The sequence below is a fragment of the Pseudomonas trivialis genome, from assembly GCF_001439805.1.
Lineage (GTDB): Bacteria > Pseudomonadota > Gammaproteobacteria > Pseudomonadales > Pseudomonadaceae > Aquipseudomonas > Aquipseudomonas trivialis.
Window position 1 is genome coordinate 192,260 of the sequence record NZ_JYLK01000006.1, and the last position, 23,429, is coordinate 215,688.

24 protein-coding genes are annotated in these 23,429 nt (G+C 61.0%); 11 read left to right on the forward strand and 13 right to left on the reverse strand.

The genetic code is table 11. The annotated features are described in order from the left end of the window. Window positions 1–69: 69 nt before the first annotated feature. The 3 genes from TU79_RS11620 to TU79_RS11630 form a co-directional block, all read right to left on the reverse strand. The gene (locus TU79_RS11620; RefSeq protein WP_003172956.1) at window positions 70–261 is read right to left on the reverse strand and encodes a PLDc N-terminal domain-containing protein; all 192 of its coding nucleotides are present in this window, start codon (window positions 259–261) and stop codon (window positions 70–72) included. Between the two features lie 68 nt (window positions 262–329). Beyond that, window positions 330–860, reverse strand: coding sequence for a hypothetical protein (locus tag TU79_RS11625; RefSeq protein WP_057008102.1), 531 nt, complete (start codon window positions 858–860; stop codon window positions 330–332). Between the two features lie 41 nt (window positions 861–901). After that, window positions 902–1,417 carry an ankyrin repeat domain-containing protein gene (locus tag TU79_RS11630; protein ID WP_057008103.1) on the reverse strand — a complete coding sequence of 172 codons (516 nt, stop codon included), beginning with the start codon at window positions 1,415–1,417 and terminating at the stop codon, window positions 902–904. Window positions 1,418–1,782: 365 nt separating this feature from the next. On the opposite strand from TU79_RS11630, the gene TU79_RS11635 reads away from it, so the two are divergent. After that, complete coding sequence (locus TU79_RS11635; protein WP_003236719.1) at window positions 1,783–2,061, forward strand: DUF3509 domain-containing protein; 279 nt, start codon at window positions 1,783–1,785, stop codon at window positions 2,059–2,061. A 61-nt stretch (window positions 2,062–2,122) separates the two neighbouring features. Here TU79_RS11635 and TU79_RS11640 read toward each other — a convergent pair whose 3' ends face one another. The 4 genes from TU79_RS11640 to aroC all read right to left on the reverse strand — a co-directional run bounded on the left by TU79_RS11640 (window position 2,123) and on the right by aroC (window position 5,481). Beyond that, the gene (locus tag TU79_RS11640; protein WP_057008104.1) at window positions 2,123–2,392 is read right to left on the reverse strand and encodes a helix-turn-helix domain-containing protein; all 270 of its coding nucleotides are present in this window, start codon (window positions 2,390–2,392) and stop codon (window positions 2,123–2,125) included. Between the two features lie 247 nt (window positions 2,393–2,639). Continuing rightward, a complete protein-coding gene (locus TU79_RS11645) occupies window positions 2,640–3,170 on the reverse strand; it encodes a 1,2-dihydroxy-3-keto-5-methylthiopentene dioxygenase (RefSeq protein ID WP_057008105.1) in 531 nt (176 codons plus the stop codon). Next, complete coding sequence (locus TU79_RS11650) at window positions 3,167–4,330, reverse strand: MFS transporter (protein ID WP_057008106.1); 1,164 nt, start codon at window positions 4,328–4,330, stop codon at window positions 3,167–3,169. The genes TU79_RS11645 and TU79_RS11650 overlap by 4 nt, the downstream gene beginning before the upstream one ends. Before the next feature lie 59 nt (window positions 4,331–4,389). After that, window positions 4,390–5,481, reverse strand: coding sequence for a chorismate synthase (aroC, locus tag TU79_RS11655; RefSeq protein ID WP_057008107.1), 1,092 nt, complete (start codon window positions 5,479–5,481; stop codon window positions 4,390–4,392). A gap of 142 nt (window positions 5,482–5,623) precedes the next feature. Here aroC and TU79_RS11660 point away from each other — a divergent pair, with 142 nt between their 5' ends. Then, a complete protein-coding gene (locus tag TU79_RS11660) occupies window positions 5,624–6,586 on the forward strand; it encodes an alpha/beta hydrolase (RefSeq protein WP_057008108.1) in 963 nt (320 codons plus the stop codon). Between the two features lie 98 nt (window positions 6,587–6,684). Further along, window positions 6,685–7,491 carry a hypothetical protein gene (locus TU79_RS11665; protein WP_057008109.1) on the forward strand — a complete coding sequence of 269 codons (807 nt, stop codon included), beginning with the start codon at window positions 6,685–6,687 and terminating at the stop codon, window positions 7,489–7,491. 53 nt (window positions 7,492–7,544) lie between these two features. Here TU79_RS11665 and prmB read toward each other — a convergent pair whose 3' ends face one another. Continuing rightward, window positions 7,545–8,465 (reverse strand): 50S ribosomal protein L3 N(5)-glutamine methyltransferase, encoded by a 921-nt coding sequence (prmB, locus tag TU79_RS11670; RefSeq protein WP_057008110.1) that lies wholly within the window; start codon window positions 8,463–8,465, stop codon window positions 7,545–7,547. A gap of 238 nt (window positions 8,466–8,703) precedes the next feature. On the opposite strand from prmB, the gene TU79_RS11675 reads away from it, so the two are divergent. From TU79_RS11675 to TU79_RS11695, 5 genes are all read left to right on the forward strand, one after another. Then, complete coding sequence (locus TU79_RS11675; RefSeq protein ID WP_057008111.1) at window positions 8,704–9,294, forward strand: cysteine hydrolase family protein; 591 nt, start codon at window positions 8,704–8,706, stop codon at window positions 9,292–9,294. Between the two features lie 135 nt (window positions 9,295–9,429). Beyond that, window positions 9,430–9,750, forward strand: a complete 321-nt coding sequence (locus TU79_RS11680; RefSeq protein WP_057008112.1) for a hypothetical protein — start codon at window positions 9,430–9,432, stop codon at window positions 9,748–9,750. Window positions 9,751–9,824: 74 nt separating this feature from the next. Continuing rightward, window positions 9,825–10,382: a Smr/MutS family protein gene (locus TU79_RS11685; protein WP_057008113.1), complete on the forward strand. Its 558-nt coding sequence runs from the start codon at window positions 9,825–9,827 to the stop codon at window positions 10,380–10,382. Between the two features lie 78 nt (window positions 10,383–10,460). Further along, window positions 10,461–11,006, forward strand: coding sequence for a GTP cyclohydrolase I FolE (gene folE / locus TU79_RS11690; protein ID WP_057008114.1), 546 nt, complete (start codon window positions 10,461–10,463; stop codon window positions 11,004–11,006). Between the two features lie 102 nt (window positions 11,007–11,108). Next, a complete protein-coding gene (locus TU79_RS11695) occupies window positions 11,109–11,480 on the forward strand; it encodes a glutaredoxin family protein (RefSeq protein WP_057008115.1) in 372 nt (123 codons plus the stop codon). Between the two features lie 191 nt (window positions 11,481–11,671). Here the strand turns inward: TU79_RS11695 and TU79_RS11700 are convergent, their stop codons facing one another. Both TU79_RS11700 and TU79_RS11705 read right to left on the reverse strand, forming a co-directional pair. Beyond that, the gene (locus TU79_RS11700) at window positions 11,672–11,986 is read right to left on the reverse strand and encodes an AtuA-related protein (protein ID WP_057008116.1); all 315 of its coding nucleotides are present in this window, start codon (window positions 11,984–11,986) and stop codon (window positions 11,672–11,674) included. Beyond that, window positions 11,983–13,308 carry an acyclic terpene utilization AtuA family protein gene (locus TU79_RS11705; RefSeq protein ID WP_057008117.1) on the reverse strand — a complete coding sequence of 442 codons (1,326 nt, stop codon included), beginning with the start codon at window positions 13,306–13,308 and terminating at the stop codon, window positions 11,983–11,985. The genes TU79_RS11700 and TU79_RS11705 overlap by 4 nt, the downstream gene beginning before the upstream one ends. 181 nt (window positions 13,309–13,489) lie before the next feature. On the opposite strand from TU79_RS11705, the gene TU79_RS11710 reads away from it, so the two are divergent. Further along, window positions 13,490–14,386 (forward strand): LysR family transcriptional regulator, encoded by an 897-nt coding sequence (locus TU79_RS11710; protein WP_057008118.1) that lies wholly within the window; start codon window positions 13,490–13,492, stop codon window positions 14,384–14,386. Window positions 14,387–14,407: 21 nt separating this feature from the next. Here the strand turns inward: TU79_RS11710 and TU79_RS11715 are convergent, their stop codons facing one another. Beyond that, on the reverse strand, window positions 14,408–15,010 hold the full coding sequence (locus TU79_RS11715) for a glutathione S-transferase family protein (protein WP_057008119.1): 603 nt from the start codon (window positions 15,008–15,010) through the stop codon (window positions 14,408–14,410). Window positions 15,011–15,295: 285 nt separating this feature from the next. Here TU79_RS11715 and TU79_RS11720 point away from each other — a divergent pair, with 285 nt between their 5' ends. Further along, the gene (locus TU79_RS11720) at window positions 15,296–16,642 is read left to right on the forward strand and encodes an NCS2 family permease (RefSeq protein WP_057008120.1); all 1,347 of its coding nucleotides are present in this window, start codon (window positions 15,296–15,298) and stop codon (window positions 16,640–16,642) included. A 34-nt stretch (window positions 16,643–16,676) separates the two neighbouring features. Further along, window positions 16,677–17,303, forward strand: a complete 627-nt coding sequence (locus tag TU79_RS11725; protein WP_057008121.1) for a LysE family translocator — start codon at window positions 16,677–16,679, stop codon at window positions 17,301–17,303. Window positions 17,304–17,331: 28 nt separating this feature from the next. On the opposite strand, the gene TU79_RS11730 is transcribed toward TU79_RS11725, so the two are convergent. Beyond that, complete coding sequence (locus TU79_RS11730; RefSeq protein ID WP_231986863.1) at window positions 17,332–22,518, reverse strand: dermonecrotic toxin domain-containing protein; 5,187 nt, start codon at window positions 22,516–22,518, stop codon at window positions 17,332–17,334. A gap of 155 nt (window positions 22,519–22,673) precedes the next feature. Then, a complete protein-coding gene (gene uraH / locus TU79_RS11735) occupies window positions 22,674–23,027 on the reverse strand; it encodes a hydroxyisourate hydrolase (protein ID WP_057008122.1) in 354 nt (117 codons plus the stop codon). Window positions 23,028–23,429: the final 402 nt, after the last annotated feature.

Genomic DNA, 23,429 nt, shown 5'->3' on the forward strand with positions numbered 1-23,429 from the left:
CTGATACACCGCTCTCGGGAGCAAGCCCCCTCCCACACTTACCGTGCCCGCTCCAGCTATGGAGGGGTGTCAGATCCGCACGTTGCCCCGTGGCCCGGCGATTGCCCAGATGATCAGGCCAAGCACGGGCAGCAGCAGGATCAACAGGATCCACAACACTTTGGCGCCGGTACTTGCGCCGCTTTTGAACACGTTGATGATCGCCCAGATATCCAACGCCAGGATGATCAGGCCAATCAGGCCATTAAAGGTAGAACCCATGGTGTCGCTCCTTAAGTGAGGTCATGCCAGCTTAGGATAGGCGTGACCGGCCATCGTTCCGTTTTAATTCAGACGTGCACGGCCACACGCAGTGCTTCCAGAGCCGGTTCAGCCTGGATGCCGACCTCGGCGCAGCGTTGCAATACGCGCGGCAGGTGATTGCCATGCACCAGCACCACCTGAATGGCGTCATCCAGCAACTGACTGAAATTTACCAGCACATAGCCACCGTCTTCGGCACTCAACGCGCTCATCTGGATCTGGATGCGATTGAGCGCCGTGAGGTCATCGGCCTTGGCCAGTTGCTTGGGCTTGAGGTTGAACGCCACGCCCGGGCCGAACGAGGCAACAATCTGCGCGAACAGGTCGGCATAACTGTCGGCCTGGAACAGTACCGTGTCCGGCAGGCTGCCAACCACCACCCACTCGCCCAAGGGGATTGGGAAGCTGTCGTCGTAGTTGATGTCCGGGTTCGCCGCCAAGAACGCCGCCGGGTCGGCATAGGCCTGGGCGGCTTCATCGGCGATGCGCGCCACCTCGTCCTCGCCCATGACGCCGGCGCTGATGTGGCTGATGAGTTCGACGAGGGCGGTTTTCATGGGGCAATCCTGTGGCGGGCGGGTTTTGGAGGGCGCAAAGCCTACACCAGTTTCTGCAACTTCGCCGCCGCGTCCACCGCGCCCATGGTCTGCGCCGCCGCCAGCGCCGTCGCGCCCTGTGCATCGGTCGCCCTGGGATTGGCGCCCTGCTCCAGCAGGTAGTCGAGCATTTCGATACGGTTGAACATCGCGGCCATCATCAATGCGGTACGCCCATCAGAGGATGCGGCCTCCAGCGGCGTGCCACCTTCGATGAGCGCCTTGACCACGGCCATATGGCCCTTGAACGCCGCGCCGGCAATCGGCAGTTGGTTCTTGTCGTTGGCAATCAGCGGGTCGGCCTTGAATTCGAGCAGCACTTTTACCGCGTCGGCGTGGCCGTGGTAGGCCGCGAGCATCAGCAAGGTGTCGCCATTGTGATTGCGGAAATTGGCGGGCAGTCCCTTGGCCAGCAGCGCGGCGAGCATGGCGGCGTCGCCTTTGCGGGCAACATCGAAAACCTGCTCGGCAAATTCGGCAGCTTCGTCGTCGGTCATCTGTTTGGGTTGGTCTGACATATGGGGCTCCTTGATCAGTACTGAATAGGCGCCAGTGTTGCGAGGGAGTTCCCGCCTGTCATGGCTTTTTTGTCAAAAGGCGCCATAGCCATAATCAATAGCCTGTCGGGCCGACAGCGTGCACGAAAGGGAATTTAACCGCATGTTTCGAGTCTTTTAGCTTAAGAGCATCGCAGCAGCCGCTGACCAGACAACGCAAAATGCAGGGGTGCACGACGGCCATTCATGCAATCTGCACGAAACCGAAAACACCCTTAAATCACAACTCCTTGATTTATAAAGATATTTTAAATAGCCGTCAGCTGGCACAATCACTGCACCTATCACTCCATGCTTGCCCACTTGAGCCAACGGAGCTGATAGACATGAGCCTGATCCAAGATAAATTCGCTTCAGTATTTTCCCAATACGACGTCACCACCCAGCCTCGTCCGGACGGCGGCATCCTGTTGACCCTGCGCAACGGCGAAGGCAAACAGGTCAAGCGCTCGATTTCCTATCAGCAGTTGCACACTGCCGACCAATTGACCTGGGTGATCAGTGCCATCCGCCGCGACCTGGCTGAACAAGCCAGTGATCTGCCGCAAATTTCGATGCTGCAAAGCCAGAACCGCTTTGCCCTGCCGACCTACCACTCGGCGTAAGCAACGACTTTTACAAGAAGGGCCGCGACGTCGTTGAACGTCGCGGCCCTTTTTCGTGCGTTTAATAGAGGCATTGGCGTACCGCCTCATTAAGTGCCTGCACGCGATTGCTCACCTGAAGCTTGCCGTAGATATTGCGCAGATGAAATTTGACCGCTGCCTGGGAAGTCGCGCGAATCTTGCTGATTTCCCACACAGTCTTGCCCTCCGAGGCCCAGCGCAGGATTTCCAGCTCCGTTGGAGTCAAGGGTTTGCCGGACTGGCTCAAGCGACGTCGCACCACCCGGGGTGGGTCGCAAGGTGCTTGATACAACTCCTCTGGGTCACTCATGCCGCTCTCCTTCTTGCTAAGCGCTTGGCAGATGCCTTTACCGACCTTCGGATTCCTCCTATTGACAGCCGGTATAAGCACCGAAGCTTGAGAGCGTTACATAACCCAGGCAGCCGTACGCTTGGTCGCGGTATAAATAGCCATGACCTACATGTAAATACGGTTCTTCCCACAAAAAAATCCAACTCTGCGGGGTTGAACATTTACCGCGCTATTGCACCACCCCGCCCCGACATCGTTCGAGTCATCAGTCATCCAGTCCTGGCAATCCTGCGGTCACCGCGCCGACCGTGAACTCGAGCATCAGCCCCTGCGCACTGTTGGACAGGCACAACGTCACGCAGTAAGGGTTCTCGCCGATGTCGAACCCGTGTGACAAGCCTGCCGGGATCACCAACAGGTCGTTTTTTTCACAGCGCACGGCATACAGGTAGTCACCCACTTGCAGGGTGTACAACCCCTGACCTGCGATGAACAAACGCGCGTGGTCCTCGCTGTAGCGTCGCGCCTTCAGGTGGCTGACGCGCAACTCATCCTTGTGCGGCTGATCGCTGCCGACGCTGAATACCTCGACCGCGCGATAGCCCAGCGCGTCGATCTGCGTCTGGCTTGCGGCAATCATCTGCGCCTCGCTGGCGCCTTTCTCCAATGGGCCAGGCTGCCAGCGTTCGAACCGTACGCCGTGCTCGGCCAGGGTCGACGCAATGTCTTCGGCGTGGGTGAGAACTTTGTTCGGGGTATCCAGTGTGGCAAGGGCGTAGACGGCGACATGGCTCATGGGACGGTTCCTTGATTCTGCTCGTGCAAGCGAAGGCCGATGATAACGGCGGCGGCCAGAGCGGCGGCGCTGGCGATGCCGAACGTGAGGGTCGGGCCCAGCAGGTTCCAGCTGTAGCCCGAATACAGGGCGCCGAGGGCGCCACCGGTGCCGGCCAGTGCGGCGTACAGCGCCTGCCCCTGGCCTTGTTGTTTATCGCCGAAGCTGCGTTGCACAAAAGCAATCGCTGCGGCGTGAAAGCTGCCGAAGGTCGCGGCGTGCATCACTTGCGACAACAGCAGCACCCAGAAGAATTCGGCAAAGGTGCCCAGCAGCAGCCAGCGCAGCCCCGCCAACAGGAAACTGGCCAGCAGCACCCGGCGCAGGGAAAAGCGCATGAGGATGCGGCTCATCGCCAAAAACATCAGCACTTCGGCTACCACGCCCAGGGCCCACAGCAGGCCGATCACGCCACGGCTGTAACCCAGGTGTTCGAGGTGCAGGGTGAGAAAGGTGTAATACGGGCCGTGGCTCAACTGCATCAGCGCCACACAACCATAAAAAGCCAGCACGCCGGGGCGGCGCAGCTGTATGAGGAAACCGTCGCCAGCCAGGCGATTGCCGTGGCCGGCGGGTTGCGCATTCGGCACCCACAGACTGGCAGCGATGATCCCGGCCATGATCACCACAACCACCACCGGGTAGATGTCCAGGCTCAGCCAGTCAAACAGGCGGCCCATAAGCACCACGGTGAGGATAAAACCGATGGAGCCCCACAGTCGCAGCTGGCTGTAGCGTGCGGTCTGCTCGCGCAGGTGCGCCAGGGTGATGACCTCGAACTGCGGCAAGACCGCGTGCCAGAAGAACGCATGCAGGGCCATGACCAGCGCCAGCCAGGCGTAGGTTTTGCTCACGAAAATCAGGGCAAAACTGGCCAGGGTGCATACCGCGCCAACGCGCACGATGGTCAGGCGCCGGCCGGTGTGATCGCCGAGCCAGCCCCACAGATTGGGCGCCACGCAGCGCATCAGCATGGGGATGGCCACCAGTTCGCCGATGCGCGCGCTGGAGAAGCCCAGGTGATCGAAGTACAGCGCCAGAAACGGCGCGGTGGCCCCCAACAGGGCGAAGTAGAACAGGTAGAAGCTGGAGAGGCGCCAGTAAGGGAGCGTTGAAGTCATAGGTTACAGGGGCCGCTTCGTGGCCCGGCGCGAGCAAGCTCGCCCGCCACAACAGAGCGTCACAGCTGGCCCAGCACCGGCGTGTTCACGTGCACATCGGCGTTCTGTCCACGGTGGCGCAGCAGATGGTCCATCAGCACGATGGCCATCATCGCTTCGGCAATCGGTGTGGCGCGAATGCCCACGCAGGGGTCATGGCGACCCTTGGTGATGATGTCCACCGGATTGCCGTGCACGTCGATCGAGCGGCCTGGCGTGGTGATGCTGGACGTGGCCTTCAGCGCCAGATGCGCCACGATCGGCTGGCCCGAAGAGATGCCGCCGAGGATGCCGCCTGCGTTGTTGCTGAGGAAACCCTGCGGGGTCATTTCGTCACGATGCTCGGTGCCGCGCTGGGACACACAAGCGAAACCTGCACCGATCTCCACGCCCTTCACCGCGTTGATGCTCATCAGCGCATGGGCCAGTTCGGCGTCGAGGCGGTCGAAGATCGGCTCGCCCAGCCCCGGCTTGACCCCTTCGGCCACCACGGTGATGCGCGCGCCGACCGAGTCCTGGTCGCGGCGCAACTGGTCCATGTAGGCTTCCAGTTCCGGCACCTTGTCCGGATCGGGGCAGAAAAAAGCGTTGTCTTCGACGCTGTCCCAGGTTTTGAACGGGATTTCGATGGGCCCCAGCTGGCTCATGTAGCCACGGATCACGATGCCCTGGCTCGCCAGGTATTTCTTGGCGATGGCGCCGGCCGCCACGCGCATCGCAGTCTCGCGGGCCGAGCTGCGGCCACCGCCACGGTAGTCGCGTTCGCCGTATTTGTGATGGTAGGTATAGTCGGCATGGGCCGGGCGGAACAGGTCCTTGATCGCCGAATAGTCCTTGGACTTCTGGTCGGTGTTGCGGATCAACAGGCCGATGGCGCAACCGGTGGTGCGGCCTTCGAAGACGCCGGAGAGGATCTCGACTTCGTCGGGCTCCTGACGCTGGGTGGTGTGGCGGCTGGTGCCGGGCTTGCGGCGGTCGAGGTCACGCTGCAGGTCGTCCAGGGACAACTCAAGCCCGGGCGGGCAGCCGTCGACAATGGCGACCAACGCCGGGCCATGGCTTTCGCCCGCGGTGGTGACAGTGAACAACTTGCCGAAGGTATTGCCGGACATGCAGGGCGCTCCGTGAAATCAGTTGAATCAAGTCAACCGTAATAACTTAAGGCGGCCAGTATACGCAGGCTAACCGACTAGTTCATCCTCGAAACCTTAGCGGTGGACACGGGTCCAACCGGCACCTCCCCATGATGGCGCGATGATGCTTCGAGTTCTGCTGTTAGCCCTTACCCTCTTTACAAGTCTGGCCCAGGGTGCCTCCCCGGTGGTGCTGCAACGCCCCATCAGCCTGGACACCGGCAGCGGCGAGCTGTTTGGCTCGCTGTTGTTGCCACAATCGGACAAACCGGTGCCGGTGGTGCTGATCATCGCCGGCTCAGGCCCTACCGACCGCAATGGCAACAGTGCCGACGGCGCGCGCAACGACAGCCTCAAGCGACTGGCCTGGGTGCTTGCGCGGCATAACATCGCCAGCGTGCGCTACGACAAGCGCGGCGTGGCCGCAAGCCTTGCGGCCACGCCCGACGAACGCAATCTCACCCTCGACGCCTACGTGGCCGATGCCGTGGCCTGGGGCAAACTGCTCAAGGCGGATAAACGCATGGGCCCGTTGATCGTGCTGGGGCACAGTGAAGGCGCACTGGTCGCCGCCCTCGCCGCGCCGCAACTGGATCCGGCCGGTGTCGTATCGCTCTCCGGCAGCGCCCGCCCGGTCGACCAGGTGATCCGTCAGCAACTGGCCGACCATCTGCCCCCTGCTCTGCTGCTGCGCAGCAATGAAATCCTCGACCACCTCAAGGCCGGTCAGTTGGATGCCGACGTGCCAACTCCCCTGGAAGGGATTTTCCGGCCCAGCGTGCAGCCGTACCTGATCAGCCTGTTTCGCGCCGATCCATCGGCCGCGTTCGCCAGGCTGCGCATGCCGGCACTGATCATCCAGGGCACCAACGATATCCAGGTGGGAGTGGCCGATGCACGGCAACTGCAACAGGCCAAGCCCGATGCGCAGTTGACCCTCATCGAAGGCATGAACCACGTGATGCGCATCGTGCCCAATAACGTCAAGCAGCAACTGGCCTCCTACAACGACCCGAAACTGCCGCTGGCGGCCGAGTTGGGCGAGCGCCTGGTGCGCTTTATCGACGGGCTGCGCTCGCGTTAAGCAAGTATTGGCCTCCAGTCCTGGCAAAAACGGCCGATAAGCCCAGGGTCGACAGTAAAAGACTGTCGGCTCGCACGGCTTGGACAGGATCGCGCCGCATGACAATCACCGAAGCAATACCGGAACCGACCACCGACACCCCGGCCGACGCGCCCGAGGCTGTCGCGGCAGCCGCCCTGCCGTGGGCGGACGTGCAGGCCGAACATTTCAGGATGCTGCGCCTGGCGCCACTGGCCATCGACCGTGCCACCGGAGCACGACCCCTGCGCTTTGTACAGTTTGGCTACGCCGAGCGGCATGACCCGCACCGCAGCCTGTTGCGCATGGTCATCGAGTTGCCCAGCCAGCGCGTGCGGAGTGAGCAGAACAAGCTCGACGTCTGGGTGGACCACGATACGCACCGCGTGCACTTCGGTCCGGGCAACAGCCTGGAAATCGAACCGGTCAACCGTGGCCTCGGCCGCTTCCTGGTGGCCCAGGCCGCCGCGTGGGCGAAAAGGAAGTGGTCACACTATCGCGTCGACGGCGTGGGCCTGGCCAACAAGGATGCGCTCAACGAAGCCACGCGCCTGCGCCGCGATCACTTCCTGCGCATTCAGGGCTTTGATGTGGCCTACGCCGATGTGCAGCACTTGAAAGGCAATGTGCAGCCGGGCAAGGTCAGCGACGTGCTGGACAGCTGGAACACCGAGAAGGTGCAGTTTGTGCAGATTCTGGAAGCGGCGCAGATGCTGCAACAGGCCGAGCAGAACCTGCTGGAGCAGGAAGTGAAACTGCGCAAGGAGGAGGAAAAGGTCACCAAATTCAAGCGCGAGGACAGCGGCTTGCGCTTCACCATTACCTGCCTGGTGGCGTTTACGGTGTTTCAGGCGGGGTTGTTGATCTGGATTGCCACGCATCGCTGATAAATTGCAATGCAATCAAAATGTGGGAGGGGCTTGCCCCTCCCACATTGACCTCATTTATTCAGCTGGACCCGGGCGGCAAATACCGCCTGATGCTCGCGGCACTGTTCAGCCGTGAGCATGAACACGCCATGCCCACCTCGCTGAAAGTCCAGCCAGGCGAAATCCACTTCCGGGTACAGTGCCTCGACGTGCACCTGGCTGTTGCCCACCTCAATGATCAGCAAGCCCTTCTCGGTCAAGTGATCCGCCGCCTCGGCCAGCATGCGCCGTACCAGGTTCAAGCCGTCGTCACCACAGGCCAGACCCAACTCCGGCTCGTGCTGATACTCATCTGGCATGTCGGCAAAGTCTTCGGCATCCACGTAGGGCGGGTTGGACACAATCAAGTCAAAACGCTGGCCCGGCAGGCCATCGAAGCCATCGCCCTGCACGGTGTAAACACGCTGGTCCACACCGTGGCGCTCGATGTTCTGGTTGGCCACTTCCAACGCTTCGAAGGACAGGTCACCCAGCACCACTTCAGCCTCCTGAAACTCGTAGGCGCAGGCAATGCCGATGCAACCGGAGCCCGTGCACAGGTCGAGGATGCGCGCGGGCGGTTGGGCCAACCAGGGTTCGAAGCGGTTTTCGATCAGTTCGCCAATCGGTGAGCGCGGAATCAGCACGCGTTCGTCGACGATAAACGACAAACCGCAGAACCAGGCTTCCTTCAACAGGTATGCGGTGGGCACACGCTCATGGATGCGGCGATGCAGCAAACGCTGTACGTGGGAGATTTCCTCTTCTTCGAGGTTGCAGTCAAGGTAGCTGTCGGCAATTTCCCAAGGCAGATGCAGGGCGCCGAGCACCAGTTGCCGGGCTTCGTCCCAGGCATTGTCGGTGCCGTGGCCGAAAAACAGGTCTTCCCCGTGAAAACGGCTGACAGCCCAACGGATATGGTCGCGCAAAGTGCGCAGGCGGGAAGTGATCACGGGGCAAGCTCCTGGAAAAAACGACTGGCGATTCTAACAGCCTTCGCCGGGACCGACGATGAGTGCAGTGCTCGCGCCATCTGTCGGATTTCATCCAAATGGCCGCCCCGAGGTTAAACAAGGCAGCCCCTTGACAGGGCTGTACGCCAGCAACGGCGCAGCTTGCGATGGTAGCGATTCACAGAACCGCTCTGCCAGTGGACAATGTCGCAAATGCCCCCCTGACAGGAGCCCCAGAATGTCCGTTCCAAAGACGATGTTTCAACTCAGCGGTCGTGGTTACGCAGCAGCGAACCTTGCCCATGCGACCCTCGTGATCATCGACGCCCAGAAGGAATACCTCAGCGGTCCGCTCGCCCTTTCGGGCATGGACGCGGCCGTCGCCAACATCAGGCAACTGGTGACCTCGGCGCGCAATGCCGGGCGCCCGATTGTGCATGTGCGCCACCTCGGCACCGTCGGCGGTCTGTTTGATCCCCAGGGCGAGCGCGGCGAATTCATCCCGGGCCTTGAGCCTGAGGGTGACGAAACCATCATCGGCAAGCTGCTGCCAAGCGCCTTCCATGGCACGGGCCTGGAAAAACACCTGCAGGACCTGGGCTCGCTGGACCTGATCGTCTGCGGTTTCATGAGCCACTCCAGCGTCAGCACCACCGTGCGCGCCGCCAAGAACCTGGGCTTTCGCTGCACGTTGGTGGAAGACGCCTGCGCCACCCGCGACCTGCCTTGCAAAGACGGTGTCCTGAGTGCCGAGCACGTGCAGCAGACCGAAATGGCCATCATGGCCGACAACTTCGCGACCCTCGCGCTGACCAGGGATCTGATCTGATCGACCAGGAGGTGAGCGGCGTGTTTAAACCCCACTCATCCGCAAAGCCCTTTCATTTGGCGCATTTACCCCTCCTGCCGGAACAACCTGTGTATCTTCCGGTCGAAGGGCCGATACCCTGGAGGAAAGGTCGGAATGAAGATATCCGATGGTTTTGATGCTCGTCGCTTGCGCCCCAAGGGCCCGAGCAACTGGCGTCTGCGTCTGGTGGCGTGCTTTGCCGCGCTGCTGACGATGTGTGGTCTGTTGTTGGCCGGCGCTGGTGGCGCCGGCTTGTTTGGTCACTCGCCGGCCCTTGGCGAGCTGAATGCCAGCCCCGGTGGCTCGGCGATTCTGTTGGTGATGGGCCTGTTGGTGCTGTGGTTCGGCGTATGGTTGTGGCGCCGCAGCCGTCGGAAAATGCGCCAGACCTCGTCATTGAATATCGCCTCGCACCTGATGAAAAAGCACGATTGATGGCGCCTGGATAGCGTTTCCTGCGCCCTGGCCGCCGCGATTAGGTAAACTGCCCGCCCCTCGCGGAGGCTGACATGCAAGACGACGACTTTTCCCTGTTCAAAAACGAGCTGCGCGGCGTCAAGCCGATCAAGCACGACCGCGCCGACACTGGCAAACCCAAGGCAGACCGGGCGCAGATCGCGAAACTGCGCCAGGCTGCCACCGTGCGCACCGATGCCACGACCGTGGATGGCTTGTCGGACCAGTTCGTGATCGACGTCGGCCCCGAGGACGAGCTGCTGTGGGCGCGCGACGGCGTGCAGGAAAGCCAGATGCGCAAGCTCAAGCTCGGCCAGATTCCCTTCGAAGGCAGCCTCGACCTGCATGGCATGACCGTGGAAAAAGCCCGGGAAACCCTGTGGGCCTTTCTTGCCGAAGCCACGAAATTCGAAATCCGCTGCGTGCGCGTCACCCACGGCAAGGCTGTGCGCCTGGACGGCAAGCGGCCAATGATCAAGAGCCACGTCAATACCTGGCTGCGCCAGCACACCCAGGTGCTCGGCTTTACCTCCTGCCAGGCCCGCCACGGCGGCGCCGGTGCGGTGTATGTGATGCTCAAGCGCACCATGATGGAAGGCCGCGACGAGTAACAAGTGCCATCGTCAGGCTTGCAGCGATGTGTCCGCCCCCGTAACCTTGCGCTTTGCGAAAATCCAACAGGTAGTTTCATGTCCCTGGAACAGAATTACACCGCGATCCTCGGCCAGCTCGGCGAGGACGTCTCCCGTGAGGGACTGCTCGACACGCCAAAGCGTGCCGCCAAGGCGATGCAGTACCTTTGCCGCGGTTATGAACAGACACTCGAAGAAGTCACCAACGGCGCCTTGTTCAGCTCCGACAACAGCGAAATGGTGCTGGTCAAGGACATCGAGCTGTACTCGTTGTGCGAACACCACCTGCTTCCCTTTATCGGCAAGGCACATGTCGCCTATATCCCCCGTGGCAAGGTGCTGGGCCTGTCGAAGGTCGCGCGGATTGTCGACATGTACGCGCGCCGCCTGCAGATCCAGGAAAACCTCAGTCGTCAGATCGCCGACGCGGTGCTGGAAGTGACCGGCGCCCTGGGCGTCGCGGTTGTGATTGAAGCCAAGCACATGTGCATGATGATGCGCGGCGTGGAGAAACAGAATTCGTCGATGATCACTTCGGTGATGCTCGGTGAGTTCCGCGAAAATGCGGCCACCCGCAGCGAGTTTCTCAGCCTGATCAAGTAACGGGCCGCTTCGATAAAAACCGGCGTTCATCGCCGGTTTTTTTTCGCCTGCAGAATTCAGGTAAGCTGCCACCCCTCAAGTTTAGGGCCAGAGGTTTCAGCCATGTTCGTCAAAGCACTTCGAGTAGGCCTGGGCCAACTCATCATCGCGGGCGACTTTCTTACCCGCCCCCGCAAGAAACAGCGCCCCGCCGAGCAGCAGGCCCAGGTGAATGCGGCGGCCAGGGATCTGACCCTGTACCAGTTTCACGCCTGCCCGTTCTGCGTGAAGACCCGTCGCACCCTGCACCGCCTGAATGTGCCGGTAGCCTTGAAGGACGCGAAAAACAACGAACATGATCGCCAGACCCTGCTGGAGCAAGGCGGCCGGATCAAGGTGCCGTGCCTGCGCATCGAAGAAAATGGCCAGACCACCTGGATGTATGACTCCAAGGTGATCATCGATTACCTCGACAAGCGCTTCGCTGCGATCTGACCGCCCTGCGAATAACCCTGTGGCGAGCGGGCTTGCGCCGCGTTGGGCTGCACAGCAGCCCCAAAACAATGTGCTGCGCAGTGTCAGGTACACCGCGTCTTCCTTGACTGGGGGCGCTTCGCCCCCCAACGCGGGGCAAGCCCGCTCGCCACAACATGCCCGCTTGCCACTGTTCGAAGATTTGGTCACCTTCAGTCAAATACTGTCAGCTCCAACAACGCCGAACCCAGGCACTTGCCATGGGCATCCAGCGCCAGCGAGCGGGTCACGCCGCCGCGCAGGATCCCCGGCAGCACAAAATTCAGCGCCTGCACGTTGGGCAGTTCATAGCGCCGCACTGGCGCAGCCCCCGGTTCACGCAAGCCTTGGAAAAACTCCGTAACGCGTTCGGCGGTCAGTTGTTCGCATAGCAACGGGTAATCCTCCGCGCGGTAGGCAATGATCGAGATGTTCGACGTGTCGCCCTTGTCCCCGGTACGGGAGTGGGCCAGGGTATGCAATTTCATGCTTCGATCCTCGCGTTGACCCTGTCACGGGGCAGCATCAACGATGCCACCGCCACCACCTGGCGTACGCTTTTGCTCGCGCCACCGCCGCCGGCCGGGCCGTTGGTGTAAAGGGTTTCCACTTCATTGCCGATGCGAACCGCGTCGCTGCGCTCATCACAGCGCGCCGCCACACGCAGGCGCACTTCCCACGGCTCGACGCTGCTGCGCGGGCCGTGCAGCGCGTCCATGCCGATCAGCTCGGCGCGCACCTCCTGCATCTCTACGCCCGTCAACGCCAGGCGCTTGAGTACGATATCGCGCGCCAATTGCGCCCGCGCGACCGCTCCCGGCCCGCCATAGGATATTTGCCCCTCGCCGATCCAGCCATCGAGATAACCGACGCTGACTTTCACTTGCTCTGGCCGCACCCTCCCCGTCGCACCCTTGGCACGCACCCGGTCAGTGCTCTCCTGGGTAAATGTCACTCGGGAAAAGTCCGCTGTCACGTCCGGGGTCAGATACGCCGCCGGGTCATGCACTTCATAGATCAACTGTTCGGTGCAGGTGGCGGGGCTGACGAGACCACCGGAGCCTGCCACCTTGGTGATCACTGCGGCGCCGTCCGCATCAATCTCGGCCAGCGGAAAACCCAGCCGCGCCAGGTCATCCACGTTCTTCAAACCGGGCTCGGCGAAGTAGCCTCCGCTCACCTGCCCGGCACATTCAAGCAGATGCCCGACCAGCGTGCCGCGCCCCAGCAGCTCCCAATCGCTCGCGGCCCAGCCGAATTCAAACATCTGCGGCGCCAAAAACAACGAAGGATCGGCCACCCGCCCGGTGATCACCACATCGGCATCCTCGCGCAGGGCGTCCAGAATGCCATCGACGCCCAGGTAGGCATTCGCCGAGATCAACCGCTCGCCCAGCGAGCCGAGCGTCTGGCCGTTATCCAGCACCTGCTCGGGGCGCAACTCCGCCAGCACATCATCCCCCACCACGGCCAGGACCTTGCAGCTCAGGCCCAACTCACGGGCGATGCGCCGCACCTCAACGGCCGCCGACACCGGGTTGGCCGCGCCCATGTTGGTGATCACGCGCAGGCGGCGCTTGCCGGCGTGGCGGCCCACAAATGGCAATACCCGGCGCATGCGTTCGGCCAGCAACGGGTCGTAACCACCAGCCGGGTCGCCGATGCGCGCCTGCTGGGCCAGGGCGATGGTGCGTTCGGCCAGGCATTCGAACACCAGGTAATCCAGATCGCCCTGTTCGGCCAGTTCCACGGCAGGTTCGATACGGTCGCCGGAGTAACCGGCGCCGGAGCCAATGCGCAAGGTTTTCATCTCAGATAACTCCCAGGAGCAACGCGGTGAGGGTCATCAACACCGACGCGGCAAACAGAAAAGGAAGGGTGAAACGCTGGTGAGCGGCCTTGGTGGCCGGTTATTGTTTTTCCCGGAGTATCAAAAGCACGCCAGCCTTTGTAAATTGGAATATTCAGCCCTGTGTGTTCGGAAAAACAAAATGAAGAACTCAGTCCAGCATATCCAGGCCTTCCTCGCCGTGGCGCGCCTGGGCAGCTTCGTCAAGGCCGCCAACGAACTGAACCTGTCGCCCTCGGCCCTTACCGTACAGGTGCAACAACTGGAGGAATGGCTGGGCGTCGCCCTGCTCGACCGCAGCCCGCGCCACCTGAGCCTCACCGCTGCCGGCCGGGACGCGCGCGCGCCCATGGAAAAATGGCTGCTGGACCTGGACAACATCGTGACCGGCTCGCGCGATCTCGCGGCGCTGCGTCGAGGCGTGGTCACGCTCGCCGCCCTGCCTTCGGTGTGCGCCGACACCCTGCCCCCGGCCCTGCGCTTGTTTCGCGAGCGTTTTGCCGGAATCGAAATACGCCTGCATGACTTGGTGGCCCAGCGCATTCACGCCGAGGTCCGCGCCGGCGTGGTGGACTTCGGTATCGGCGTGCCCGCCAGGCTCAGCCATGGCCTGGACTTCATGCCGGTGTTCAATGACCGGCTGTGCGCGTTCATGCCGCTGGAGCACCGCCTCAGTCGCCATCGTCGGGTGACACTGGCACAACTGGCGGAGCACCCGATCATCCTCACCGGGCGCGACAGCAGCGTGCGCGAGCAAGTGGACAGGCTGTTCGATGAGGCGCGATTGACGATGAGCGCGGGGATTGAGGCCAACTACATGTCGACGGTGCTGGCAATGGTGCGCCAGGGGTTGGGGGTCAGCATCTTGCCGGAGTCGGCAGCGGACAGCCTGGAGGGATTGCAGCGCGTGGACATCGCTCATCCCGGCGTTAACCGGGAGATCGGGCTGATCAGCCGCACAGGGATCGCATTAAGCCCGGCGGCACAGCGCTGCTTCGAGCTGCTGCGTGAGCAATTATCTGACTCACGCTCGAACTGAAAGTGGAAAGCAGCGCATCGATCAACCGAGCATTGCCACATGCCCGGGGTGGTCAGCCACCCGCGCCAGCCACGCCTGCACGCCCGGATAGGCGTCCAGGTCAAACCCACCTTCATGGGCCACGTGGGTGTAGGCATACAGCGCCACATCCGCAATCGAGAACTGCTCCCCCACCAGGTATGGGGTCAGTTGCAGTTGGCGCTCCATCACCTTGAGCGCCTTGTAGCCGCCTTTGTGCAACTTCTTGTATTCCTCTTGACGCGCCTGCGGCAGCCCCAGGTAAAACTGGATGAACCGCGCCACCGCAATGTACGGCTCGTGGCTGTACTGCTCGAAGAATTGCCATTGAAGTACTTGGGTGCGCAGACGCGGCTCGCTGGGCAGGAACTCGCTGCCGTCGGCGAGGAAGTTGAGGATCGCATTGGATTCCCACAGGCAGGTGCCGTCCTCGAGTTCCAGCACGGGGATCTTGCCGTTGGGGTTCTTCGCCAGAAACTCGGCGGTCTCGGTATCGCCGTTGAGAATATCCACATCGATCCATTGATACGGGATGCCCAGCAGGCCCAGCATCAGCTTGACCTTGTAACAGTTGCCCGACCGGTGATCGCCATAAACCTTGTACATGGAACTCCCCTTATACCGACTGCGCGTGCTGAGCCAATGCTGGCGCCAATAAGGTGCGGGTGTCGAGCGGTTGTTTCAAGGCGGTCAAACGAATAATCCCCCCGCGCACGACCTCGATCGCAAAATAGAAAACACTGTTTGCTTTATTTGTATACAAAAGCATAATTCGCTTCGTGCAAGTTTCTGACCATATAGTCAACAAACTTCCCACTCCCTCACAGCGCTGCTGCCCACTCAGGTGCGTGGCGCTGGACATAACAATAAAATGCTTGAGGAGTACTCGCTGTGGATAGCCACAAACCCGAAGCTTCTGCGCTCGACCTCGCCGCGCCACGCAGCGGCTTGCTCGACCGCCTGTTCAAACTGCGCGTGCATGGCACCACGGTGAAGACCGAATTGCTCGCCGGCCTTACCACCTTCATCACCATGGCCTACATCATCTTCGTCAACCCCAACATCATGGCGGACGCCGGCATCGATCACGGCGCGGCCTTCGTCGCCACCTGCATCGCCGCCGCGCTGGGCTGCCTGCTGATGGGCCTGTACGCCAACTGGCCGGTGGGCCTGGCGCCCGGCATGGGGCTCAATGCGTTCTTCACCTACACCGTCGTCGGCACCATGGGCTATAGCTGGGAAACTGCACTCGGCGCGGTATTCATCTCCGGCGTGCTGTTCATGCTGCTCACCTTGTCGCGCATCCGGGAATGGCTGCTCAACAGCATTCCGGTGAGCCTGCGCCACGCGATGGGTGCCGGAGTTGGCCTGTTCCTCGGGGTCATCGGCCTGAAAACCGCCGGGATCGTCGTCGACAGCCCGGCCACCCTGATACGGCTCGGCTCGCTGCATGAGCCTGCGCCGCTGTTGGCGGCGGTGTGCTTTCTGCTGATCGCCATCCTGAGCTATCACCGGGTGTTCGGCGCGATTCTGATCAGCATCATCGCCGTGACCCTGGCCGGCTGGGGTCTGGGCCTGGTGCACTACAACGGCATTCTCGCCACCCCACCGAGCCTGGCGCCGACCTGGATGGCAATGGACGTGATGGGTGTGTTCAATGTGAGCATGATCAGCGTGGTATTTGCCTTTCTGTTTGTACACATGTTCGACACTGCCGGTACACTGATGGGCGTTGCACAACGGGCAGGCCTCGTGAATGCCGACGGCAGGATCGACAACCTGTCCCGCGCCTTGAAGGCCGACAGCGCGTCCAGCGTGTTCGGCGCCATGGTGGGTGTGCCGCCGGTAACCAGCTACGTGGAAAGTGCCGCGGGCGTCGCGGCGGGTGGGCGCACCGGGCTGACGGCGGTGACCGTGGGCATCCTGTTCGTGGCGGCGATGTTTTTCGCGCCGTTGGCGGGCATGATCCCGGCGTATGCGACCGCAGGCGCGCTGATCTATGTGGCGATGCTGATGATGGGGAGCATGGCCCATATCAACTGGGACGAGGCCACCGACAGCATTCCGGCAATCGTCACCGCGATCATGATGCCGCTGACGTTTTCGGTTGCCGACGGGATTGCCCTGGGTTTTATTACGTACGTGGCGCTCAAGGCCGGTACCGGCAAGTACCGTGAGATTTCCGTCAGCCTGTGGGTGCTGTGTGCGATCTTTATCGCCAAGTTTGTGTGGTTATGAAAAACCTGCAGTTGCCAAACCCTGGAGCAATGAAATGACGCTTGAAACCTGGCTGCTGTTCAGCGGCGCCGCCTTGATCGTGATCCTGATTCCCGGCCCGCTGTCGCTGCTGATGATCAGCAACAGCCTCAACTACGGCCTGCGTCGCTCGTACCCGGCGTTTCTCGGCGGGGTGTTTGCTTCGATCTGCCTGTTAAGCGCTTCGGCGATGGGCCTGGGCGCGTTGTTGCTGGCTTCGGAACATGTGTTCAACGCGCTTAAAATCGTCGGTGCGCTGTACCTGTTCTACCTCGCCTGGCAAAGCTGGCGGCAATCGCGCCTGCCGGCCCAGGCAGCCAATATGCCGCAGGCGCCAGACGTGCCGCGCTTTCGTGCCCTGTTTGGGCGCGCCTTCGTGCTGGGCGCCAGCAACCCCAAGGACATTCTGTTTTTCGCCGCCTTCCTGCCACAGTTTCTGGGCAGCCAGCAGCCGTTCCTGCCGCAACTGCTGATCATGATCGCGACCTGGACGGTGCTCGACCTGCTGTGCAAGCTGGCCTACGGCCTGGGCGCCCATGGCGCGGCGCGCTACCTGCGCAGCGGCAAGAGCCAGAGCTGGTTCAATAAAATCAGTGCCGCGTTGTTTTCCTGCGCAGGCGCGGCCTCGCTGGTCAGTCGGTAACGTCGCCCCCTTGGGTTGCCGGCCACTGTCAGAGGTCGGCGGGCCTAAGAAAATATACAGTGGGTGGATGAATGCTTTGTATACCCGCAAACAGCTTGACCAGACGCCCTGTATTCAAGGCTGCCATCACCTGCCTGAACAAATAGGGATAGATGCCGCTCTTGTCCTTCAACCAGGCATTGGAAAGTAACCGCTCTCTACCCTGCTTCATGGTCAAGGTCCTGGTATCCATCCATTTGGGCGCGATGTAATAAAGGTTTCCCGATGAGGGGTGGGTGGCCAGAAGATGGGGCAAGTTAGGCGTATGCGTAAAATCCAGGGGCTCCACCTGAAACCCCATGCTTTGAAGGGTTCGTGTAACCGCGTTTGCGGAAGCCTCGGCGCGCCCGAACGTGACTGTATCGCGGCCCTTTGGCTTGCTGAAAAGGGCGGCATCAAGGGCATGGGGCAGGTAAAAATCCATACGTTCAAAACCGCCCACCTCACCGTCCACACCCATGTAGAGACTGGTTATGCGACGCGGATGCATCGGTCGAAGCATCTTCAATAAATCATCAGTCTGTGCCATGAGCCCCGCCGCTGCGGGCGTCCATCTGTCCAGCGCGGCGCGCATATTCAACAGGCGCGTAGTCGTCAGGGAGGTCTGTCCTGGATCGGCCAATTCAATCAATCTGTGTGCTGCCTGTTGAGCGCTTGAATGGGTCATGTCCGGGAATCTGATTTTCATGGACGTGGACAACGGCTCGTTGAACAACGGTACCCGGCTTGTCCACCGCAGGTCTTCGCCGAGGGTAAACAGCACAGGTTGCGCAACGGAACTATCACCCAAGCGCGTGCCAACGCCTTCAAGACGGTCAAAAAACGATCCCGGCGGTTTGAGGAACACCACATTGGGATGAGGCTGTGAGCCGGCTGGAAGGACTTCATAGAAAAGCTCGCCTATTTTCAGGCTTGGATTGGCAGCACCCTGGACGTTGTAGAGCTTACTCGCCGGGGACACGGGCATCGCCTGGCTGGCTTTGAGCACTTGACCCCATTCGCGCCAGGCACTTGTGAGGTTGTGGCTGCGTCGAGCCAGCTGTACGGCCGAAGCGGCAGGTGGCGCCCTCCAACTGACCGGCGCGGCCGAAGGGGTGGGCAGCGTTTGCCAGAATGGCGCACTCCGGGAGCTCGGACCCGGCGCGGGTTCCGGGGCATCGGCCTGCAACAACCATTCCCGGGGTTCTTCAATGAATAAAAACAGCTCGTTCTCCCCCGGCGTCTGCCTGTTTTTCAAACGTAGCTGCTGCTCCCCTTCACGCTGATACACACCGTAGCGCGCGCCTTTGGCGTCGGCCACGAACTGCTGGCCATTTTTGACCAATGAGCCCTTGTGGCCAGGCCTTTTCAGTTCGATCGCGTCAGTGACGCCCCCGGACATCTTATAAGGCTCCAACCCTTGAGTGGGCATTGCTGACGAGGTACGGCTCACACGCCATTCATCCTGGGTTCGACGGCGTCGCCTCAATTGCCTGAGGCCCTTGCCCAGCAGGCTGGCAGAGGCTTTTCCCGGTGGCACAGCCTTCACCGAAATGAACGTCATGGCCATTTCCAGAAGAATCTGATGCAGGGCAATCAGCAAGTCCAACGCATGTTCAGCCGTGGCATTTTGATAAAGACGCCGAGCCGCAAGTAGCGCTTCGTAAGACAACACGCCTATGGACACAACCGGTATCAGCGACAACAGCCCTCTGACCCTGCGACCTGCCTGCTCGTCCAGTCGCCACTCACGATAAGCGTCCAGGTAGTCCTTGGAATTGGATTCGGCGCGGCCCTGGCGCTGCACCCTCACGACCTGCGCATGCGCCAGCACGCCCACCATATTGCTGGCGTCGGTTTCAGTCAGTGCCAGCCATCCGGAGGGCTCAACCTTCTGCTGCTCAAGGATCTCCGCTTGAATCTCGGTCAAGGCCGTTGCCGGAAACACTCGGTGGGATTCAAGCCATCGGTAGAGACGCCTGGCCGATAAAACGGTGTGCGCCCCCTTGAACGAGTGCAATACAAAGAGGTTTAACTGCTCCAGCGTGCTGCGCCAGAGCACCTGCGGCTCAACCACAGGTTTGAGCGCTCCCGGATAACCGGCAAGTGCCTTGAACTCGGAGTCGGGCGCGATATATCTGGCGAGCTCGATGGCTTTTTCCCGTGGCTGCAGGTGCGTCATCAGCGCTGCAAGCAGCGCCTTGCGATTGGTATATTCGGACAACACCGGGTAATCGGACTGGCCCGGCCAGTAAAGAAGGCATTGCTCACCCTCGCGCTCCTGAATCGCCACAATACCGGCAATATGACGCGCCCACGGCACGGTCAGCGCCTCAAGCCTCAGGAAACACAAGCGCAGGCCCTTCCTCGCCTTCACTGCTCGCTTGAACAGCAGCAGGCCGTGTTCGCTCAGGTTCAGCTGTTCGGCACTGATCAGATCCAGCCTGGTTTGCCGCTGAACGGGCCTGCGCAGCAGTTCATGCAGAAGCGGCGCGGTTTGCGCAGTCGCATCGATATCACCCTCGCCGTAGCAAACGTCGAGAATTCTGCGATCGTACTGCCCCCCTATGTCCAGCGCTGAAATGGTCTCGATCAGGTAGTCCACGCTTAAACGTGTGCGCCATGCCGGATCGAGGCAGTTCATGTGGTTGAGCCGCCAGCGCGTCCAGGGTGCCTGCGGATCGAGGTTGCTCAATGCAAGCTGCATAAAGCTAAACGTGCTGCGCTCTTGACTGACCACGGTTTTCGGCCCCGACTCACCTGCCGCGCGCTCAGGATGACTGACCCAGACGCTGCTCACATCATCGGGAATATCGAACAGTGGCTTGTCGATATCCAACTGGGGATAAAAACCATCGGCGGTCAGTTGCCGGATCAGCAACGGACGAGCGAAGGTTTCCACGTCCCCCAGCTGTCTCGTCAGATAACGTTGCCAATGGCGTTCACTGCGTTGCTGATGACGCAGGTGCCGCTCGTATATCTTGCGTGTCGACGCCGGCAGACGGGTATGCCACGTCGGCAGTTTGGTCGCGAGCCCTGCGGCGACCATCACTGTCTGCACCTGGGTCAATGCCACCTCCCTCGCCTCACTGGCCGGCACCTGCAGGCTTTGGGCTAACTCCACCGACAACAAGGTCATCGCCAGGTTAGCGTCCGTGACCTCGGTAAACACCTTCGCGCCCTGCAGAATGTTTTGTCGCGCGTCAGTAAACCCCCTGATCTGTTCATTCAGGCCGGCCAGCAACACATCGCCTTCAATCTCTTCAAACGTCGTCACTATTGCCTCGTCCGCCCCACGCCCTCGGGACCAGGCTCGCGCAGCGTTGCGCTCGCTGCGCCCGATGCACTGCCACAGCGCGCCCGGGTCACGTGACTTGAAACTGGCCTGAACACAGCGTGTCAACAGCGCCATGGTCCTGAATCGCTGCAGTCCGCCTTCCACCCCCGGCACATAGAGCAACACCGCCTGACGGGATTTTGCAGTTGAGGATACCGCCTCACTGACCAGCACGAACGCTGCCTGCAAGCGGTATCCAGGTTGCCTTGCGGCGCCCACGGTTATCGACAGTGCTCTAAACCCGCAATGGCGCCATTGCAGGGGCTTATCAACCAGCAGGCGGAGCCCATCCAGCAGCGTTGCGTCGATGAACTTCAATCGATACTGCAGTTGAGCTTCCTTGATCAGGGCGGCGCCTCGGATCGCCAGCAGGCGTCGTTGAAGGCTCTCAGGGTCGTTGCCATCACGGCTCCAGAATGCGTGGTCGCCCATCCTGTCCTTGCTGCATTCAAGCAACGCCGATCCTTGGGCGCGCAAGTCCAGCCACTGCGTGTGCTCAGCACCGAAAGCGACGTAGTCAGCGCTGGGCACCTCAGGTTCCTGCGGGTCGAGCAAGGCGCCCATCGCCTTTTCATACGTGCGCTGCTTCATTTCACTGATGCGCAATGGCAGGTGCCTGGAGAGGCTGGCGAAGCTGATCTCCAGATGCCGCTGCTTTTCATCCAGCACCAGTAGCCGGGCAAGCGCCGACTTCATGCCTTGGGTTACACCGATCTGCCTGCGCCCTCGCTCTATCTCCAGTAACCGCTCCGAGGGGCTCATATAGGCGCCTTTGATCGCATCGCCGGGAAACAGAAACGCAATATTGATCTCCATCAAGGTCGCCAGTTCGTTATCCCATTGCACGTCCAAAAGCGCCGTGGCGCTGTGCTTGATGGCGTCTTCGACGATCAACGGACCCACCTGCCCCGCCACGAAGGGTAACAACGACGATGCCGTAACTTCGGGCAGCTCATGGCGCCTGCGCAGCGCCAGCAATGGCCACAATGCTTCTATGTGAGCACTGACCAGCTCGGGAAATCGCTGCTGCCACTGCGCCAACGTCTCAAACTCATAAAACACCGGGTTGAGGCCCGGCAGGAACAGCACCTGGCGCGGATCGCCCTGCGCCACGTCGTAGTAAAGATGCAGGGCCCCGCTGAAGGGAATCGAGCCCTGCGAGCGGCCCGGACAGATGACCTGCGCGACGCTCAAACGGCCCCATTCGCCGCCTGCGCTGAGGCGCTGCGCAGGTGTTGGCGCTTCAACCATCGCCATGATCATCGCCAACCCGGCATCGGACAACTGACCCAAGCCATGGACCAACACAGCCTGGTCAGCGATGTACGACCCATACAACTCGCACCAGCGGTCCTTGCGCGAAATAAAGCCACTGCTGGACAGTGCCTGCCAGGCGGTCGGCACCGAGGACTCGATCCGCTTGAGTAGATCCACATCCAGTACACGCCCCAGAACATCATCAGCCAGTTGCCTGGCCTGGCACGCCTGCTCGCTCAACGGGCCCTCCCTGACGCAAGCGCGTTCGGCCAGCAGCCTCATCACCGTATCGGTCAGACTACGGCCCCATGGCGGCGCATCGGGGGACAGCGGCACGTTGAGCTGCAAGGCGTCGGGGTCCATCTGGAAGGTGTGGCGCAAGCGCTGGCGTATCAGCCGACTGATCCTGGGGGACACCCTCTGCGCCTGTTGCAGCAAATGGATATGACGTTCGCAACGTGAGTTGGCCAGGTAGAGCTCATTGAGTTGCCCGCTGGATTTGGGAATGGCGGTGAGATGATCAAGCATCAGGCTGCTGTCTTGCTCACTGCGTCGCTGCCGTGGCGTGTTCTCATTGGCCGATGCCTGATGTCCGGATTCCATGTCTACATCCACTTTTTGCTTGAAAAAAGCAGGATAGAGAGGCGGCATCTGAGGCAGGCGTTAATTAAATAGCTGCTTTTGGACAGACAAAAAACCCGCCGTGTGGGCGGGCAAAAAACCAACGATGCGCCTGCAGGCATGAAGCGAGGCGATGCTCAGCTGCCGCGATAGGTGGAGTAGCTGTAAGGCGAGATCAACAATGGCACATGGTAGTGCTCCTGTTCGGCATTGATGCCGAAACGCAGCACCACCACATCCAGAAAAGCCGGCTCCGGCAACTGCACACCCCGCGCGCGATAGTAATCGCCGGCACTGAACTGCAACTGATACACACCGCTGCGGTAGTCTTCGCCCTGCAGCAGCGGCGCGTCGCAACGGCCATCGCTGTTGGTCAGCGCCGTGGCCACCCGCACCATCTGCGTCCCCTCGACGCGGTACAGCTCTACCTGGACATGGCTGCCGGGGCAGCCGTGCGCGGCGTCCAAAACGTGTGTGGTCAAACGTCCCATGGCGTTATGCGCCTCCCAAGGTCAATAAAAGAAGGGGCCGCACTTTTTCAGGGCAGCAAAAAGTCGGCGATGAACGATTAAGACACTTTTAAAAAAAACTGTACACAATAATTTCAACACCAACCCAGTCCCCTGGAATAGCGAGCTTGCTCGCAAAAAAGTCGCAGGCTTACAGGATGCAAGGGGTGCCCTTCAGGGCTTCGCGGGCAAGCTCGCTCCTGCAGTAGCTTTTCTGTGGATTAATTGACCACCTGGGCAAGTTTCTTGCAGTGATTGACTCAGGGAAAAATGCAGAAATGCAGGCTTACAAATCTCAATAAAAGTTGTATACAATCAAGCATTGCCGTGACGCTACCCCGTATTTTCAAGGCCCGGCCGCCACACACCTGCTACCACGCACAA